The organism is Acetivibrio straminisolvens JCM 21531 (assembly GCF_000521465.1).
Taxonomy (GTDB): Bacteria; Bacillota; Clostridia; order Acetivibrionales; family Acetivibrionaceae; genus Hungateiclostridium; species Hungateiclostridium straminisolvens.
The window spans coordinates 42,278-57,523 of the sequence record NZ_BAVR01000001.1 but is presented as its reverse complement, the minus strand read 5'-3'; the positions used below and the strand labels follow the sequence as shown (position 1 = coordinate 57,523).

The 15,246-nt window shown below is 40.2% G+C and carries 20 protein-coding genes; all 20 read right to left on the bottom strand.

Annotation, left to right across the window (positions count from 1 at the left end):
- Window positions 1–3: 3 nt before the first annotated feature.
- The 20 genes from JCM21531_RS24965 to fabD all read right to left on the bottom strand — a co-directional run bounded on the left by JCM21531_RS24965 (window position 4) and on the right by fabD (window position 15,241).
- Window positions 4–438 (bottom strand): arylamine N-acetyltransferase family protein, encoded by a 435-nt coding sequence (locus JCM21531_RS24965; protein ID WP_500784515.1) that lies wholly within the window; start codon window positions 436–438, stop codon window positions 4–6.
- On the bottom strand, window positions 378–776 hold the full coding sequence (locus JCM21531_RS24960) for an arylamine N-acetyltransferase (protein ID WP_500784514.1): 399 nt from the start codon (window positions 774–776) through the stop codon (window positions 378–380). The genes JCM21531_RS24965 and JCM21531_RS24960 overlap by 61 nt, the downstream gene beginning before the upstream one ends.
- A gap of 1 nt (window position 777) precedes the next feature.
- Entirely contained in the window at window positions 778–1,875 is a 1,098-nt protein-coding gene (locus JCM21531_RS00195; RefSeq protein WP_038286509.1) for a 3-dehydroquinate synthase II, read from the bottom strand.
- 54 nt (window positions 1,876–1,929) lie between these two features.
- Window positions 1,930–4,095: an AMP-binding protein gene (locus JCM21531_RS23335; protein WP_094184688.1), complete on the bottom strand. Its 2,166-nt coding sequence runs from the start codon at window positions 4,093–4,095 to the stop codon at window positions 1,930–1,932.
- Window positions 4,005–4,796, bottom strand: coding sequence for an AMP-binding protein (locus tag JCM21531_RS23330; protein ID WP_054846936.1), 792 nt, complete (start codon window positions 4,794–4,796; stop codon window positions 4,005–4,007). Before JCM21531_RS23330 ends, JCM21531_RS23335 begins: the two co-directional genes overlap by 91 nt.
- 25 nt (window positions 4,797–4,821) lie before the next feature.
- The gene (locus JCM21531_RS00185; RefSeq protein ID WP_162149292.1) at window positions 4,822–5,388 is read right to left on the bottom strand and encodes a hypothetical protein; all 567 of its coding nucleotides are present in this window, start codon (window positions 5,386–5,388) and stop codon (window positions 4,822–4,824) included.
- On the bottom strand, window positions 5,330–6,709 hold the full coding sequence (locus JCM21531_RS00180; protein ID WP_038286505.1) for a BtrH N-terminal domain-containing protein: 1,380 nt from the start codon (window positions 6,707–6,709) through the stop codon (window positions 5,330–5,332). The genes JCM21531_RS00185 and JCM21531_RS00180 overlap by 59 nt, the downstream gene beginning before the upstream one ends.
- Window positions 6,710–6,804: 95 nt before the next feature.
- Window positions 6,805–7,779 carry a galactose-1-phosphate uridylyltransferase gene (gene galT, locus JCM21531_RS00175; RefSeq protein ID WP_038286502.1) on the bottom strand — a complete coding sequence of 325 codons (975 nt, stop codon included), beginning with the start codon at window positions 7,777–7,779 and terminating at the stop codon, window positions 6,805–6,807.
- A gap of 52 nt (window positions 7,780–7,831) precedes the next feature.
- Entirely contained in the window at window positions 7,832–8,563 is a 732-nt protein-coding gene (locus JCM21531_RS00170) for a glycosyltransferase family protein (protein WP_243466949.1), read from the bottom strand.
- Window positions 8,482–8,838, bottom strand: a complete 357-nt coding sequence (locus JCM21531_RS19630) for a glycosyltransferase (RefSeq protein ID WP_243466948.1) — start codon at window positions 8,836–8,838, stop codon at window positions 8,482–8,484. The genes JCM21531_RS00170 and JCM21531_RS19630 overlap by 82 nt, the downstream gene beginning before the upstream one ends.
- Before the next feature lie 101 nt (window positions 8,839–8,939).
- Complete coding sequence (locus JCM21531_RS00165; protein ID WP_038286501.1) at window positions 8,940–9,506, bottom strand: D-sedoheptulose-7-phosphate isomerase; 567 nt, start codon at window positions 9,504–9,506, stop codon at window positions 8,940–8,942.
- 58 nt (window positions 9,507–9,564) lie between these two features.
- A complete protein-coding gene (locus JCM21531_RS00160) occupies window positions 9,565–10,536 on the bottom strand; it encodes a GHMP family kinase ATP-binding protein (protein ID WP_038286499.1) in 972 nt (323 codons plus the stop codon).
- Window positions 10,537–10,585: 49 nt separating this feature from the next.
- Complete coding sequence (locus JCM21531_RS17485; RefSeq protein WP_157833632.1) at window positions 10,586–11,311, bottom strand: NAD-dependent epimerase/dehydratase family protein; 726 nt, start codon at window positions 11,309–11,311, stop codon at window positions 10,586–10,588.
- Window positions 11,212–11,700 carry an NAD-dependent epimerase/dehydratase family protein gene (locus JCM21531_RS23325; protein WP_054846934.1) on the bottom strand — a complete coding sequence of 163 codons (489 nt, stop codon included), beginning with the start codon at window positions 11,698–11,700 and terminating at the stop codon, window positions 11,212–11,214. Before JCM21531_RS23325 ends, JCM21531_RS17485 begins: the two co-directional genes overlap by 100 nt.
- A gap of 74 nt (window positions 11,701–11,774) precedes the next feature.
- Window positions 11,775–12,638 (bottom strand): HAD-IIIA family hydrolase, encoded by an 864-nt coding sequence (locus JCM21531_RS17475; protein WP_243466947.1) that lies wholly within the window; start codon window positions 12,636–12,638, stop codon window positions 11,775–11,777.
- Entirely contained in the window at window positions 12,617–12,928 is a 312-nt protein-coding gene (locus tag JCM21531_RS19625; RefSeq protein WP_038286497.1) for a phosphoheptose isomerase family protein, read from the bottom strand. The genes JCM21531_RS17475 and JCM21531_RS19625 overlap by 22 nt, the downstream gene beginning before the upstream one ends.
- A 1-nt stretch (window position 12,929) precedes the next feature.
- The gene (locus JCM21531_RS00140; protein WP_038286495.1) at window positions 12,930–13,175 is read right to left on the bottom strand and encodes an acyl carrier protein; all 246 of its coding nucleotides are present in this window, start codon (window positions 13,173–13,175) and stop codon (window positions 12,930–12,932) included.
- Window positions 13,168–13,971 (bottom strand): class I fructose-bisphosphate aldolase family protein, encoded by an 804-nt coding sequence (locus JCM21531_RS00135; RefSeq protein ID WP_038286493.1) that lies wholly within the window; start codon window positions 13,969–13,971, stop codon window positions 13,168–13,170. The genes JCM21531_RS00140 and JCM21531_RS00135 overlap by 8 nt, the downstream gene beginning before the upstream one ends.
- Window positions 13,972–13,985: 14 nt before the next feature.
- On the bottom strand, window positions 13,986–14,540 hold the full coding sequence (locus tag JCM21531_RS24180; protein WP_369347546.1) for a hypothetical protein: 555 nt from the start codon (window positions 14,538–14,540) through the stop codon (window positions 13,986–13,988).
- Window positions 14,486–15,241 (bottom strand): ACP S-malonyltransferase, encoded by a 756-nt coding sequence (gene fabD, locus JCM21531_RS24175; RefSeq protein ID WP_369347545.1) that lies wholly within the window; start codon window positions 15,239–15,241, stop codon window positions 14,486–14,488. Before fabD ends, JCM21531_RS24180 begins: the two co-directional genes overlap by 55 nt.
- Window positions 15,242–15,246: the final 5 nt, after the last annotated feature.

The following is a 15,246-nucleotide window of genomic DNA, read 5'->3' as shown; positions in this document are numbered from 1 at the left end:
TATCTAATCATTAACCGTTAAATCAAAGTAATCTTTCAGTACCCTGTCATATTCCTTATCATCTTCTATTACTGTTTTTGTAACTTCACCATTCTGCCTGATTTTCAATTCCTTGCCCATCAAGGTTATACGTCCCTCCGGTGTAGGTTTTGTACATATTTTCTTTCGTGTAAAAATTGAATAGGGCGATTTTGAGCAAAAATAATTTGCCACCAAATAGTCGGACGGATAGGTTTCTTCCAGCGTAAACGAGTACAGGCTGCGGTATTCTTCCAATCTTTTATGCTGCAATATATATCCGAATTTTTCATCACGAGTTAACCTGAAGGTTTCGGTAAATTGGTTTTGGACTATCCCTTCTTCAAAAGGAATTGGTGCTATAAGTCCGTTGCCCCCAAAGCCGACATCGGCGAGCCAATTTTTATCTCCAATTTCCACAAGCAGTAGTTGATGAATCTTGGCATTAACCTGTTCATTATCGGTAATTGGTCTTCCCAAAAGGATCTTACTTTGAATCCTAAGCTTTTTAGTATAAACTCAAAGAAAAAGTTCATTTCAAAGCAACATCCCCCTCGTTTACGTAAAACGATTTTCTTAAATAAAGATTTATTATCAAGCAGTATTTCTTTCCCCCGAATAATATCCAAATTTTCAAAAGGTACATTAGTTGTATAGCAAATATGAAGACCTTGAAGGGTATCGGCAGAAACATCTATTTTTCCACTGTACTTTATCCTGTGAAGGCATGCTTCCAGATTAAGTTCGTTTCCAGCCATATTATTTTTCCCTCAACCTTTCATCTATTTTAATTCCCACATGGCGTCCGCCGGCACAAACATATGCCAACACCTCATCTCCGGGTTTGAGTGTGGAAGCATTTAGCGGCTCGCCGTTCCCGCCGAGTATACGTATGTGCCAGTCATCCTGGACTATCACATTGATATTTACGCCTTCAGCCTCAACTTCAATCTTCAAAAGCGGCCTCAGTTCTGTTTTTACCCTGCCCACAGTTACTTCCCTAGTGTTTCCTTCTGTATCGACACAAAGTACCTTGCTTCCTGCTTTAAGCTCTGTAAGATAAGCAGTCATGCCCTCCGGAGCCCATACATATGAATGCACTGCACCTGCATTAACCCTGAAAGGTCTAAGTTCCATATATGGAAGGAAATGCGTCTCAGAGCTTACCAGGATACCGCCTTCGGATGTAGAACCTATGAGCATGCCTTCATTTTCCTTCATAAGAGTTGTAGTATCTATGCAGGATCTGTATCCCATTCCTACATGCTGAACATCCATAACTTTTCCTTTAACCAGTTCGATTTTTCCTTTTTCCTCTTTTGACATAAAGTTGTTTACCTCCACAATTTGATCCATATCCTCGGTTTTAAGCAAAACTCCGTCGCTTCCCACTTCCATCACCCCAAAGGCAATCTCGGCGTCCTCTGCAGTGTTTACTGCTTTTAAAATCACTGTATTCGTTTGCTGCAAACGGGCAATCAATAGTTCCAGAGGAATGTTGGTGGGGTCTTTAAACTCAACCACAAGAAAGTCTGCGGTTCTTCCGTCCATCCAGGCATTATTCATATCCTCCTCGTTATCAATGTTCTGATACAAGGCAGTTGAATATCCTTTGACCTTTGCTTCTTTAAGAATATCCTTGTTTTTCGATAAAACTACAGCTTCCTTCGGGAGGTTTTCAATCTCCTCATCGTCATACACCTCAACAATAAGCTTCATTTTGTGAGGTGCCTTGACTCGCTCAAGCATATCCTGCGAAATCAACAGATTCTCAAAACGAAGATTATAAATCAGGGGCAAAACTTTTTCTTCATTTTTTAAATTTCTCGCATCAAACCACACTAATTTTTTATTCATTTTTGATTCCTCCGACCATTTAATTGATTTTTTAGGCAATAAAAAAGCACCTCATTATATCGATGCTCCTTTTCGATTATTTCTTTTAACTTTTCTTGCGCAAAAGAAAAACTTTTCTTTTTTATACACTGAAGAATAAAAATATTTTGCAATAATCTTTCTTACTTCAGTCCAATCGGCAATGATTTCATCCAGCATCCCTATGGCTTCAAATTCTTTTGTGTAAAGCTTTTGAAGCCTGTATCTTTCCACCCGCTTAATATTTAGTACATTGTTAAGACCGCTAAAAATACTCTCTGCATGTTTTTTCAGCAATTCCTCGTTTCCGGTAATGCTTTCAAAGTCTTTACAGTAGCTTTTGAGGCTTAAAATTCCTTCAAAGATTTCTTCTTTCTTTTTAGTCATGTTCATATTGAAGATGTGCTTATATGCTTCCGATTCTTCCCGGTTTTCAACTTTGGCGGAAGCGGAGCAAACGCTGTAATACTCAGAATATACAGGCATGTCCACCTTTTTGCCGTAAAAATCATCAATATATCCTCTGCAGCAGTTTACAACATCCTGATAGGGAATTAGTTTTTTCTCATAAGAAAGGTTGTCCCTGTGATTGTGCTCAATTACACTGTATACCCTTTTTTCATTATCATAGCCATATACAAGGATACAATGCTCAAAATGCTTTTTGTTGTATGCATCAACTCTGACCGGTGAGTAAAAGCAGTCAATCCACAGCACCACAGGCCTTCCGTTTGAGATGGCTGTGTTTATTCTATCGCACAAGTTGTTGTCGTCCACTGTTGACACGCTCTTAATACCGATATCGTCAAGTATCTTTTCTATTGGCTCAACAAGCATGTATTGAAGGATGTTTTGCATATCTCCGGGTTTGTATTGGTATGCAATAATCTCATTTACCAAAAAAGGCATTATATCCCTGTTAAAATGTCTGACTATGGGAATCAGCGAATTTAGGTAACAGGATCTGTAAAACACATCATTAAACGGCTCAATATTATCAAGTATTCTGGAATCTTTTAATGTTTGCCCATCCTTTGAGTATTCATCCTTCGAGCAATACGTTTCTGTCTTTGGCTTTTTAGCAAAATTCTCCCCAAGTCCTTTATCCGTACTTTGGATTTTGCAGCTTTCAATTTTGCTTGCAAGATTCCTTACGGTTTTAAGTTCATAGACATCCCAGGCTGCCAGATCAATATTGCGTTTTTCCATTTCCACTTCGAATTTTATAGCCAGTATGGAATTTCCCCCTATATCGTAGAAGCTGTCATTCACATTGACTTTGTCTACATCCAATATTTCTTTCCATACATTCACCAAAAGTTTTTCCAGATCACTGGCAGGTTCTTCATCAATTCCGGCTGACGTCTTCTTTATTTCAATATTCTGTAATGCCATTCTATCCACTTTTCCGTTTTCGGTAAAAGGCATTTTGTCGATCCGGACTATGTGAGAAGGCACCATGTACTCCGGTAGTTGTGACTCAAAATACTGTTTTACATCCGATAATGACACTTCCTTGTCCGACACAAAAAACGCACAAATATAATTTTCTCCCCTATAATCCCTCTTTGCAATTACTGCCCCTTCTCTTACCGACGGGTGGTTTAACAATTTGGTTTCTATCTCCCCCAGCTCCACCCTGTTTCCTCTGATTTTGACTTGGAAATCTTTTCTACCTAAATATTCAATACTTCCGTCCTGCAAAAGCCTTCCCATATCACCGCTGCGATACGAACGCAATTTGGCATCGGTACTGTCCGCTGTAAAAACACTTTTACTAAAGCCGTCCATATTCCAATAGCCGGGCGCCAAATACTGGCTTTTGTAAACTATCTCGCCTACTTCATTTACTCCTGTCTTTATGCCCGGAAGACTTTCCAAGGTGATGTCCACACCATTTACGGGCAAGCCTACAGGCACTGAAATACTCTTTACTTCTGCCGATTTATCGAGAATATTTGCGGTCGCAATAATAACCTCTGAAGAGCCAAACAAGTTAACAAATACGCATCTGTCGGAGCAATACTTTTTGTAAAGTTCCAGATCCTTTGCATATACCGCTTCTCCCCCAATAACCATAGCCCTTACAGATGAAATTTGAACCGGATCGGTCAAAGTTTCCATAAAGAGCCTGTAGACTGTGGGAACCGAGTGAAATACAGTAATCCCCTCATCACATATCCACCCGGCAAGTCTTCCCATACTGCTTCTTTTTTTATATTGTAGGGATAAATGGCTGCACCGTTTAGCAATGCTGTAAATATGTCTATTGCCGCCACAGTATGGCTGTAAGATGTAAATAACGCAATCCTGTCATCCGGTGTGACATTCAGCATTTTTGAAAAACAGTCTATAAAGTGTAAAACATTCTCTTCCGTCTGTACTACTCCTTTAGGTTTACCGGTCGAACCCGAAGTATAGAGAACGTATACTTCTTTCGGCTCTTCCAATCCTTCTTTTATATCTTTTGCTTTGGGACTTGCGGTCAGCAAATCTACATTTATCACTTCAATGGAAGAAGAAACTTTACAAGCGAGCCTGTTTGCAAGCTCTAAATTTTTATTGTTGGTAAGAATCAAACCTGCATTTGAATCTTCCAGCATATACGAGAGCCTCTCAAAGGGATAGGATGGGTCTAAAGGAACATATATTTTTCCTGCTTTTAAGACTCCCATTAAACCGCTTATCATATCCGCACCATGCTCAAACAACATTGCCACTGTGATTTTGGGGAAAGTGAAATCCCTCCTCATTTCACAAACCCCGGTGATATGACCGGCAATGATATTTGCTTTATCATTCAATCCCCTGTATGTGAGAATTCCCGTATCTGTTTTTACCGCTGTTCTGTCTCCATATTCTTCTACCATTTTTTCAAAACGCTTAACTATGGACTTTGTCATACATTTCATCCTTCCCACGCCCCTGTTAATTAGCTGCCAAAATCAACTTAAAGAATTCCAAGGTGCAATCCTCAATCACCTTGATGCTTTCTTCCACCCTATCAAGAGGCAATGTTTTTCCCCTGTACAGACTTGCAACATAATTGTTAATCAGCATGTTCGAGTGGTTTATAATTCTTATGCCTAAGTCCTGAATATGCTTTTTCTCCTTACTTTCGGGACAGAAATATTTAAGCAAGGTATCTATTAGCAGTTCTTTCCCTCCCAATTGTGCATAAAGCTTGTCAATGCATTCTATGTCAAGGCTATTTCCCTTTTCCTTTACACTGTTATATACTGTGTAAGCATCTTTACCGGCATTGTTGTTTAATATAATAAACTTAACCGTATCCATAAACTGTTCGTGTAATTTGCCTGTCTTTATCAAATCAATCTCAGAAATCCTGTCTAAGGTAATAATAAACCTTTGCTCATTATCCTGACAGGAGTAAATGTTATCAATTGTATCAAAAGTGCAGTAAAACCTGCCGTAATCAACTTCTCTTGAATTGTTGAGTGAGCGCAAGTGGTTGTGGTCCAAAACCGAGTACACCTTTTTTTTCTTTGTTACAGCCGCTAATCACTGCAATATGCTTGGTATGGGAACTTAGATAAAAAGGAGTATAGAACAGGTAATATTCGTCAAACCAAACACAAACCGGTTTTCCGTCATCAATTACTTTGCAAATCTCAGAATTAATATCCTTTAGACCTATATCAGTAACTCTCAATTTGCACCCAAGCTTCTCCAACACCTTGTTGTGAAAAATCTCTTCCATCCAATCATCAGATTCTTCAAGTCCTATGTTTCCCAAGTCAAATCCTCTTTTGGCACCGATAAAAAATTTGAAGTAATTTACGAGCACATCATCCTTGTGCCCTAAAAGAAGAACAATACTTCTATCCCTGCAGTTCATCTGCCTCCACGTAAGACCGCTGACATATTTTACAGCATTGTTGTCACTTATTATATCATCAACAGTTTTACCGTGTACTGCGGTTGAATAGCCGTCATAAATGCCCCCAAAAGGATTTAATTTCTCCTTGCTTAAAGCTTCATTGCATATTTCTTTTTTGCCCTCATCATGAAATACGGTTTTGTAGTTGACAATATCTATTAAAATATTCCCATCTTTGCCAAACAGTGTTATGTCATAACTACTGCCCTCTGAAACATCTTCATTCGATATTCTTTTAATATATAAATAAGTTTTTTGAGTTACTTCCCCATACCACACCAGTTTGTCACAAGCAACAGGCTTCCATCCTTTTCCCGTCATATACTCCACAGACTTATCAAGCATGCAATCAATTATATTGGGAGTTAGCATATACCCCTTGAAAATTTGCGGCATTTCCTCAGGAATTTCAAATTCAAGCAATGCTTCCCCTTCACCTTTGTAAATGTGAAGATTGATATTCCACTCTTTATCCTCCCCGGACTTTTTTGCATAGGCTTTTAAGCTTGCAGCCGTTTCAATTCCCCCGCACCTATTTTTAATGTCTATTAACCCATTGCTCATGGTTTTTGGTGCTTTTTCTCTACACATTATCCCTTTCGCATGCTTTATCCATTGGGAACTTCGCTGTTCATCATTTTGAATGGCCTTACTGGAAATGATAAATTCAAGGTAATCAGCCTCTTTTTTTATCAAAGTACGTATCTTAGCAGGGTTTTCGTCATCCAATTCAAAAGGCTCAAAAAACATTACATCTCTAAGTTCCATGAACCCGTCCTGATAGTACTTGATAAAAGCATCCTTTGCAATTTCCATATATGTACTCACAGGAACCCTGTCGAATCTGCAACTGCTTAGCATGCTTTCATGTCTTACGGCACTAAATTCACTTACAACGCCGTTAACCCATTGCACGTATTCTCCCCCTTTTCGGACAGCTATTGTTGTATTTACGCAAAGCTTATTTTTTGATGTTTGACCTTCCGGTAATTTTAAATGAGTTTTACTTTTTAACGTGTATTGTCCTTGAAACGTATGTACGCCCTTCTTAGTTCCTCCGCCTTTTCCTCCGGCTGTGTAGGATTTACATGGGCCCAAGCTCCGGTCTCACCGGCTGCATTATATTTTTGGCTAAACTCAGACCTTAATGGCGAATAGAATTCTACATGGAAATGATAATGCTCTCCATAGCCATCACAATTTACAGGTGACTGATGCATACACATCATATACGGAAAACGAAAATTAAAAAGAGCATCATATGCTCCCGTAACCTCTTTTAAAATTCTTGCAAAATTTGACTTTTCGTCTTCGTCAAACTCCACAAGACTTTTTCTATGCTTTTTGCTCACAATATATACTTCATAAGGACATTCACTGAAAGAAGGCACAAAAGCAGAAAAATCCTTGTTTTCCGTTACCACTCTTCTTCTTGATTCTGTCTCGGTTTTGAACATATCGCAAATCAAACAGCTATTGCTCCGCTTTTGATACTCACGGCACGACTCAAGCTCAAGTTCAATTCTTTTCGGTATAAAAGGATAAGCATATATTTGTCCGTGGGGATGGGGTATTGTGGCCCCTACCATCTCTCCTCTGTTCTCAAACATATAAATGTACTTGATCCTTTTGTCTTCCTTTAAGGCATTAAATCTTTGTATCCAGAGGTTTACCAGTTTTTCAATCTGTTCTTGGGGAAGTTCCCATAAGCTCTTGGTATGCTCCCTTGAATACAATACTACCTCGCATTTTCCATAGGCCGTTTCACGTCTGTATCTTTCTCCTTCATAGCCTTCTTCCATGCAAGCATCCTTGGCCAAAGAAGGAAAATCATTGTCATAACACAGCACATCATAGCTTTCAGGGACCTTTCCCGAACCGGGACAAAAAGGACACCAGTCCTTTGGCACATCAGGCCTTCCCTGTCTTTTGGGTGCAATAATCACCCAATCTCTTATTAATGGATTCCAACGAAGTTCCGACATAAGCTCTACCGTCCTTATAACACTTTAGTTCAAAGAAGATTTTTCTACCTTGTTATAATTTCGCCCATTCCATACTTATCAGATTTTTCAACTCCAAAACTTCCTTTGTCTTTTCCAAAGAAATGCTTGCAGCTTTTGCTATCTGCTCTGCCGCTAGTTTATTTTGATTCTCTCTTCCCAGAGTTTCTGCGAGTTTTACGTAAAATTTAACCAGCAGGCTGTCCTTATCCCCCTTAAACTTTCCATTTTCCTGTGCAATCCTCAATGCTTCAAGGAATCCGTCAGTATCAACAGCCGCTTTTTGTTCATAGTAGTGCATTATCCGTGCCCGGGATACTGTGGGCGTTCCTTGCGGAATTCTATATTTTGAAGGAATATGGGGAGAATAAATATAATCCCCTCCTCCGGCAGAATACCTAAGCCAGGCATGCTGATCTTCCGACACTCTCTCGGCCGGAAACGGATATTTGAATGCAACATCAGTTCTTACAGCCGTTGAAGAAGTCAGATTTGTGTAACCCTTTTCAATCCCTATCTGTATCCAGGCGTTACTTCCGCAAACGGGATTTTCCTTATGGCCCTCAAGTATTTCCAATATCGAAGGCGTTAAACATTTTTCATCCACCGGATTGCTGTTTTCATCAATAACCTGGAATGTGGAATATACCACTGCCGCCTGGGGATTTTGAATAAATTCCTTTCTTACAGTTTCAAGCCTTTTAGGATGGGATATATCATCGGCATCATTGAAAAGTATAAAGGGCGACCCTTTTTCATAAGCCACTTTATACCTATGTTTCTGCATATGCCCGGTCCGTCGTTGGTATCCTTAAAAATAACATGAATCTTCTGAGGACTCCTTTTTCTTACCTCTAATAAATACTCCCTTGCCTCGGCACAAGGAGACAAATCGTCAACAATAACCAATTGCCAGTTTGAATCAGTCTGGGCAAATATCCCGTCTATTGCCTGGTCCAGATAAAACCTGCTGCATTCATTATCGTTTCTCCAATGAGACATTACAAAAGTTGCGGTTCCCTTGGAAAAATCCACACTCATATCTTCACTCCCTGTCCGTTCTGATACTATTCAAAATTTCATTCACTGATTCTTTCAAAGATTTTTAATATTTTTTTCCCGTCAGTATTGCTTCAAAATTTTTATCTTTTACAAGCAGCCATACTTTGCTCATCCACCCACAATGTAATAGCGTAAATTATTGCCGTGTGTATGTTTTCAATCTGTTCCATATTATCCGACTCTACAACGACAGGTATATCAGCCATCTTTGACAGTTTTCCTCCACCCATGCCGGTAAGCCCTATTACCTTTATTCCAAGATTATGTGCCGCCAAGGCTGCTTCCAATATGTTGGGGGAATTTCCGCTCCCACTTATACAAATCAACAAATCACCCGGATAAGTCATGTTCTCTATCTGGGAGCGGAATATCTGCTTGTAACCCTCACTTTCAGCCACTGATGTTATTGCCGCCATACTGGAGTTTAAGCTTAGTATACATGATTCATAGTTGTTTCTTTTTGCAGTTTTGGACAGTATGCCGGCAAAAAGATTTGCATTAGCCCCGCTTCCCCCATTGCCGCAAATAAATATGTTCTTTTTCTTGTTCATGGTATCAAGCACAAGCCGGGCAGCACTTTCAACATTCTGCACATTAATATTGTTCATTCCTTCACAAAAACCATCCACCATATGTTCCAATGTCATTTTAGATACCTTCCTTAACTTATTGTCTTTAAAAATCATGGAAGTAATATTTTATTTCTTAATTGAGAAAAAGCTTTGTACTACCCTGTCTTTCAAAACTGAATGGAAACTCTTTTAGCTCTCCCAGTGCATTGCGCACAGAATCATGAAATTCAGGCTCACAAAAAATGAGAAGGAAGCCCCCTCCTCCGGCACCTGTGATTTTGGCTGCCAATGCCCCTGCAGCATATGCCTTCTCAATGGTTTCGTTTATCCAACTGTTGCTTATTTCGCTCGCAAGCTGCTTTTTCATTATCCAACCCTCGCGCATCAACTCTCCAAAGCCCTTGATATCAGCTCTTGCTATAATATCCGAGGCTTTTGCCACTTGATTTTTCATCTCTCTTAAAATAGGTCTGGTATTGTTTATAAGCCGGTTTTGCTCTTCGAGTATTCCTTCCGCTTTCCTGCCAACACCCGTGTAGAATAGCAACAGATGGTCTTTTAAAATTTTATAAATATCATACGCGGGTTCAACGGCTTGCACTTCTACATTCCCATTAGATTTAAAAGTCAAAACGCGCATTCCTCCAAAGGCAGCGATATACTGGTCCTGTTTTCCTATGGGTTTTCCGAGAATATTGATTTCAATATCGCATGCAAGTTGTGCAAGAGCATCTTTCTTAAGTTCAATTCCTTTAAAAGCATATAAAGCATTTAAAAGTCCCACCGTGAGACTGCTTGATGAGCCCAGTCCGCTTCCGGTATGAGGAATATCCGAAAGAATTGTAATTTCAATACCGTTCTTAATTCCTGTCAAACGCATAGCTTCCCTTATTAAGTCGTGCTTGATTTCATCTACCGAATCAACACTTTCATCTTCAAAGCACCTTATATGTATCCGTCCGTCATAGCTTTCCTTCACGATAACGTATATGTATTTGTCTATTGTACAACTTAAGACGCATCCGTCCTCCTGCGACCAAAACCTTTCTATATCGGTGCCTCCGCCAAAAAAGCTAATTCTGAGCGGTGTTCTTGTTATAATCAAAGTTTCACCCCCCTATATTCAGTTTAAGTAAGGCTAAATTTAATTGACTCTATCTCTGTGCCTTCATGATAGCTGTTTTAGTTTTCATGTCTCTCATTGCCGATGCAAAATAGTCATCAAGATTCTCTGCTTCATTTAAGTATTCAAGATAGTCGGCAATCATATCCCGTAAGTTCTTTTTAGGTTTCCATCCCAAAGCCTCAAGTTTTGCCGGTGACGATACTATGTGGCGTACGTCTCCAACCCTGAATTCACCGTTCATTATTGGTTTTAAGCTGCTGTTCATATACTCGGATATTTCTTTATAAAATTCCAATACTGTGGTGCTTACGCCGCTTCCGACATTGAAAGACTGATAATCGGCCTCACTGCTTTCGAGTACACACATATTGGCGCTTACGACATCATCAATGTGTATATAATCCCTCATTAGCATTCCGTCTTCAAAAATAACCGAGGGCTGCCCCAAAGTCAGCAATGTTGCAAAGCTTCGCAAAATTCCCGTATACATATTGTAAAATGACTGCCTTTTACCCAGGGTAATGGAATACCTGAGACATACTACTGGAATACCATGCCTGCGGCCAAGATTGTGTCCGATAAGCTCTTGGGAATACTTTGAAATGGCATACTGTGTATTCGGATTAACCAGTTCTTCCGTAGCTTTGAGATTTTTCAGCGTTTCGCCGCAAACAGGACAGGTATGTTCCCATTGTCCTTTAACCAGACGCTCAATGGGTCTTGGCATCGGCTGGAACTGTCCGTGCTTAGGCACATATATTGGCCTTCACCATAAACAGCCTGGGAGGAAGCAATTATAACCTTTTTTATATCTAGCTTTTTCTCTGCTATCACTTCAAAAAGCATTGATGTACCAACACTGTTGATATCAAAAAAAGTGCTGTAGTCGGGAAGATATCCTTGGTGGGCCGCCTCATGGAATACAACATCAACGCCTTCCAATGCCTTAGATACTGCTGATTTGTCTCGAACATCACCTATAATAAGCTCCGCTTCCTTTGATAAATAATTGGGTACTTTTCCCCCCGGATGAACAGGTTCGGTTAAGGCATCCAGTATTCTCACTCTATATCCTTTAGCCAAAAGTGCATCCACTATGTGCGAACCTATAAAACCCGCCCCTCCTGTAACAAGTGCTAACATAAAAACCCTCCTTTACAATATTCAAATAATAATTAGAAACTATCAAAAACATCCAAAGCAATTTCAGCTGTTCCTTATTGTATACTGCACAATAAAGATGACTGTTCTTCAAACCTTTCAGTGTTATGTTTGAAATTTTTACTTAATATCAAATCTGCAGCTTCAGGCAAATCAAGAGCATAATAGTCAGGTACAACGTTTCTGCTTTCCGAAACTACTCTGTCCCCGGACAGCAAAATAGTTGTAAGCCCACTTTTCTGTCCTGCTTCAATGTCTGTATAACTATCCCCAATCATTATTCCTTTTTCCCTGTCCAGAGGAAGTTCTTTAAAAGCCTGTTCAATCATTCCATTCCTTGGCTTGCGGCATTTACAGTTGTCGGCAGGCACATGGGGACAATAATAAATTTTACTTATCATTGCCCCCTGACTATACAAAGCGCTGTCCATCCGGGCATGTATGTCATTTAGAACCTCGAGTCTTATAATTTTATGTCCAACCACCGCCTGATTTGTTACCACAACTATGGCATAGCCCTTCTCATTAAGCTTTCGAATTGCTTCTTCAACACCGGGAAGGAAGACAAATTCATCCCAACTTTTTATATAATCCGGCCTGTTTCTGTTTATCACTCCGTCCCTGTCCAAAAAAACCACAGGCATTTTAAGCTCCTTCTTAAGCTGAACTGCCCAACTGTGGCATAAAAATGTATGCGCCGAATCGATTTCATCTGTTGATTCTCCCTTAACGCTGCAGAGCACATGGGAGTATTCTTTAAGGCCCTTGGGCAATTCACCTGTTACCGATACGACACGGAGTCCTTTTTTGAAACTGAATTTTGCACCTTCAACCAAGTTTCTATGGGCTATGCCCGATGAAAATATTATCAACAGGTCACCCGGCAGAGCACAAGCTTTTAAGTACTCCACATATGCCATGTCCGTTGAAATATCATTGGAAACAGCCGTAAAAAGGGCATGTTATCCGAAAGTGCAATTACTCTGATACCAAGCCCAAGCAAATTGGAAATATTTTCACCCGAATTTTTCATTAAGTCATTGGCAAAGTGTGAGACCGTTATACTGCTTGCGCCGTTTCCGACAAGATATATTGTATGCCTTTGCTGAGCCGCCCTTTTGATTTCGGACAGAACACTGTCATAAGCCCTCTTGTCCAAAGAAGAGACAATTTTGGTCACATTTTTTAAATAACTGGCGATCGTTGTCACATTAACCTCCCTTTTCTTCTATGTATTCCACAAGGCTTTTTATGGTTTTAAAATTGCTAACGTCCATTATTTCATCCTGAAACTCAATATTAAATTCTTTCTCAAGCTCTACCACCAGTCTGATAAAGCTTATAGAATTTATATTAAGGCTCGATAAAGTATCCTCAAGTTTTATGCTTGAATTTAAATCCACATCGAATTGTTCCTTCAATATGGATATCAATTTAGCTGCGACATCTTTATGCATAGGCCCCCTCCAATTCCCTAAGCAGGCTTAAGCACTGCTCAAGCTTTATCTTCCTGTGAACCAGCTTTCTTATAATGTCCGTAATTAATGCCGGATTCTTGTGCTGGAAAACATTCCGTCCTATTGCAACACCTGATGCACCTGCATTGAGAGCATCATTAACGGCATATAGCAATTTTTCCGTGCTTTCCGTTTTTGCTCCTCCGGCAATAACCACCGGTATTCCGATACCTCTCATCAATTTTTCCATGTTTTCAAAAGAACCGGGATATGCAATTTTCACAATATCTGCCCCAAGCTCTTCCGCTACACGCGCACAATGCATAAGGGTGCTTATATCCTCAGCATTCTTATGAGCATAAATCATAACTAAAAGAGGCATACCCCATTCCATGCACTCTTTAGAAACCACTCCCAGATCCCTCATCATTTCCGTTTCTGACCAAACCCCAAGATTTACATGTACGGAAACTCCGTCAGCTCCAAGCTTCACTGCCTCCTCCACCGAACCGGCCAGTATCTTGTGGGTGGAATCATTGCTCAGTGAGGTTGAAGCGGACAGATGCATAATATACCGTCCCTTTGACAGCTCGGGATGACTTGCAACAGATTTCAAAAGCCCTTTGTGTAAAACAATTGCGTCTGCGCCGCCGTTTATTATCTGGGTGATTGTATCTATGTAATGCCCGATTCCGTCAATCGGCCCCAATGTTACGCCATGATCCATAGGAACAATGCATGTGCGCCCCGAATCAATATTCATAATCCTTGACAGCCTTAAACTTTTGCCATACATACATTCTCCCCCTTTTACATTTCAAACAAGCTTTCAAAACCTGTTTCTTTAGATATTGTTTCAAATCTTTCCCTCTGTTCTTTTAAATCCACACCTTTGGTTCTGAATATGTGTTTAAGCATTTCAGCAGCTTCTTTAATCTGTTCGAATGAAGGCTCATAGCTATTTGACTCCATCTCTTCCTTTATTTTTTGAATCCTGCGGTATGGTTCAACTACCCCTTTTGCATACTCCTCTTCATTCCAATTGGTATTTTTTGTGCTTACAGCAGTTGCAAGACACATCTTTAAAAACTTAAGTCCGTTGCCCGATCCTTCCCCCGCTTTGTTTTCCGTGTTTGAAAGTTTTCTCTCGAGCAGCAGGATGTCATCCTCGTTATCAAAGGAAAATGCCGGAATACCCGGCACATTTCTTTTCATAAGATTTCTCAATACCGTTTGAGGTCCAAGCTCGACAGCCATATCAACACCTTTTGTCTCAAGGTATTTCATCGATTCATGCCAGCGAACCGGGCTTACAATCTGCAGTGCCAGGTTGTCAACAATCTCTTCCTTCCCTTTATACGGCAATGCGTAGTGTTTGATATTACCTGCCATTTTGGTTCATTGTAGGAATAGAGCTTAAGCTCTTCCCTAAGCCTGTCGGCGGCCGGCTGCATCAAAGGACTGTGGAACGGAGCGCTCACTTTTAAAGGTACTATCCTTGCACCGTGTTTTTTCAGTATTTCACTTGCAGTATTTACGGCAGAAGTATGTCCCGATATAACTATCTGGTCTTTGGAATTATGATTCGATACTACTACCAAATGGTTCTCATCGGAAACTTTTATACATGTTTCTTCAATAACCGGCTTGTCTACACCGCTTACAGCCGCCATAGCACCGATTCCTTGGGGAACTGCTTCCTGCATATACCTTCCGCGGTTTCTGACGATTCTAACTGCATCTTTAAAAGATATTGCTCCCGCACAGGTCAGTGCCGCGAACTCCCCTAAGCTATGTCCTGCCAGAAAAGCCGGTTTTACACCATATTTTTCCATGTAGACCCTGAATGCGGCAACACTTGCTGTCAGTATCACCGGCTGAGTGTTCTCCGTCTTTGTGAGCTCATTAATGTCTCCGTTAAAGCAAAGCTCTTTTAAGTCAAATCCCAAAACCTCGTTAGCCTCATCAAAAACTTCCCTTGCTGCCGAATAATTTTCATAGAGTTTTTTGCCCATTCCAACATATTGTGATCCCTGTCCGGGAAATAACAATGCAATTTTCTTCATACATC

Excerpts from the sequence above, each read along its gene's own strand:
- JCM21531_RS24960 (WP_500784514.1), bottom strand. The coding sequence starts at position 776 with ATGGCTGGAAACGAACTTAATCTGGAAGCATGCCTTCACAGGATAAAG.
- JCM21531_RS23335 (WP_094184688.1), bottom strand. The coding sequence starts at position 4,095 with ATGGGAAGACTTGCCGGGTGGATATGTGATGAGGGGATTACTGTATTT.
- JCM21531_RS17475 (WP_243466947.1), bottom strand. The coding sequence starts at position 12,638 with ATGGCATATGTGGAGTACTTAAAAGCTTGTGCTCTGCCGGGTGACCTG.
- JCM21531_RS19630 (WP_243466948.1), bottom strand. The coding sequence starts at position 8,838 with ATGAGTGTGGATTTTTCCAAGGGAACCGCAACTTTTGTAATGTCTCAT.
- JCM21531_RS00195 (WP_038286509.1), bottom strand. The coding sequence starts at position 1,875 with ATGAATAAAAAATTAGTGTGGTTTGATGCGAGAAATTTAAAAAATGAA.
- JCM21531_RS23325 (WP_054846934.1), bottom strand. The coding sequence starts at position 11,700 with ATGTTAGCACTTGTTACAGGAGGGGCGGGTTTTATAGGTTCGCACATA.
- JCM21531_RS00165 (WP_038286501.1), bottom strand. The coding sequence starts at position 9,506 with ATGACATTGGAACATATGGTGGATGGTTTTTGTGAAGGAATGAACAAT.
- fabD (WP_369347545.1), bottom strand. The coding sequence starts at position 15,241 with ATGAAGAAAATTGCATTGTTATTTCCCGGACAGGGATCACAATATGTT.
- galT (WP_038286502.1), bottom strand. The coding sequence starts at position 7,779 with ATGTCGGAACTTCGTTGGAATCCATTAATAAGAGATTGGGTGATTATT.
- JCM21531_RS00135 (WP_038286493.1), bottom strand. The coding sequence starts at position 13,971 with ATGTATGGCAAAAGTTTAAGGCTGTCAAGGATTATGAATATTGATTCG.
- JCM21531_RS00140 (WP_038286495.1), bottom strand. The coding sequence starts at position 13,175 with ATGCATAAAGATGTCGCAGCTAAATTGATATCCATATTGAAGGAACAA.
- JCM21531_RS23330 (WP_054846936.1), bottom strand. The coding sequence starts at position 4,796 with ATGACAAAGTCCATAGTTAAGCGTTTTGAAAAAATGGTAGAAGAATAT.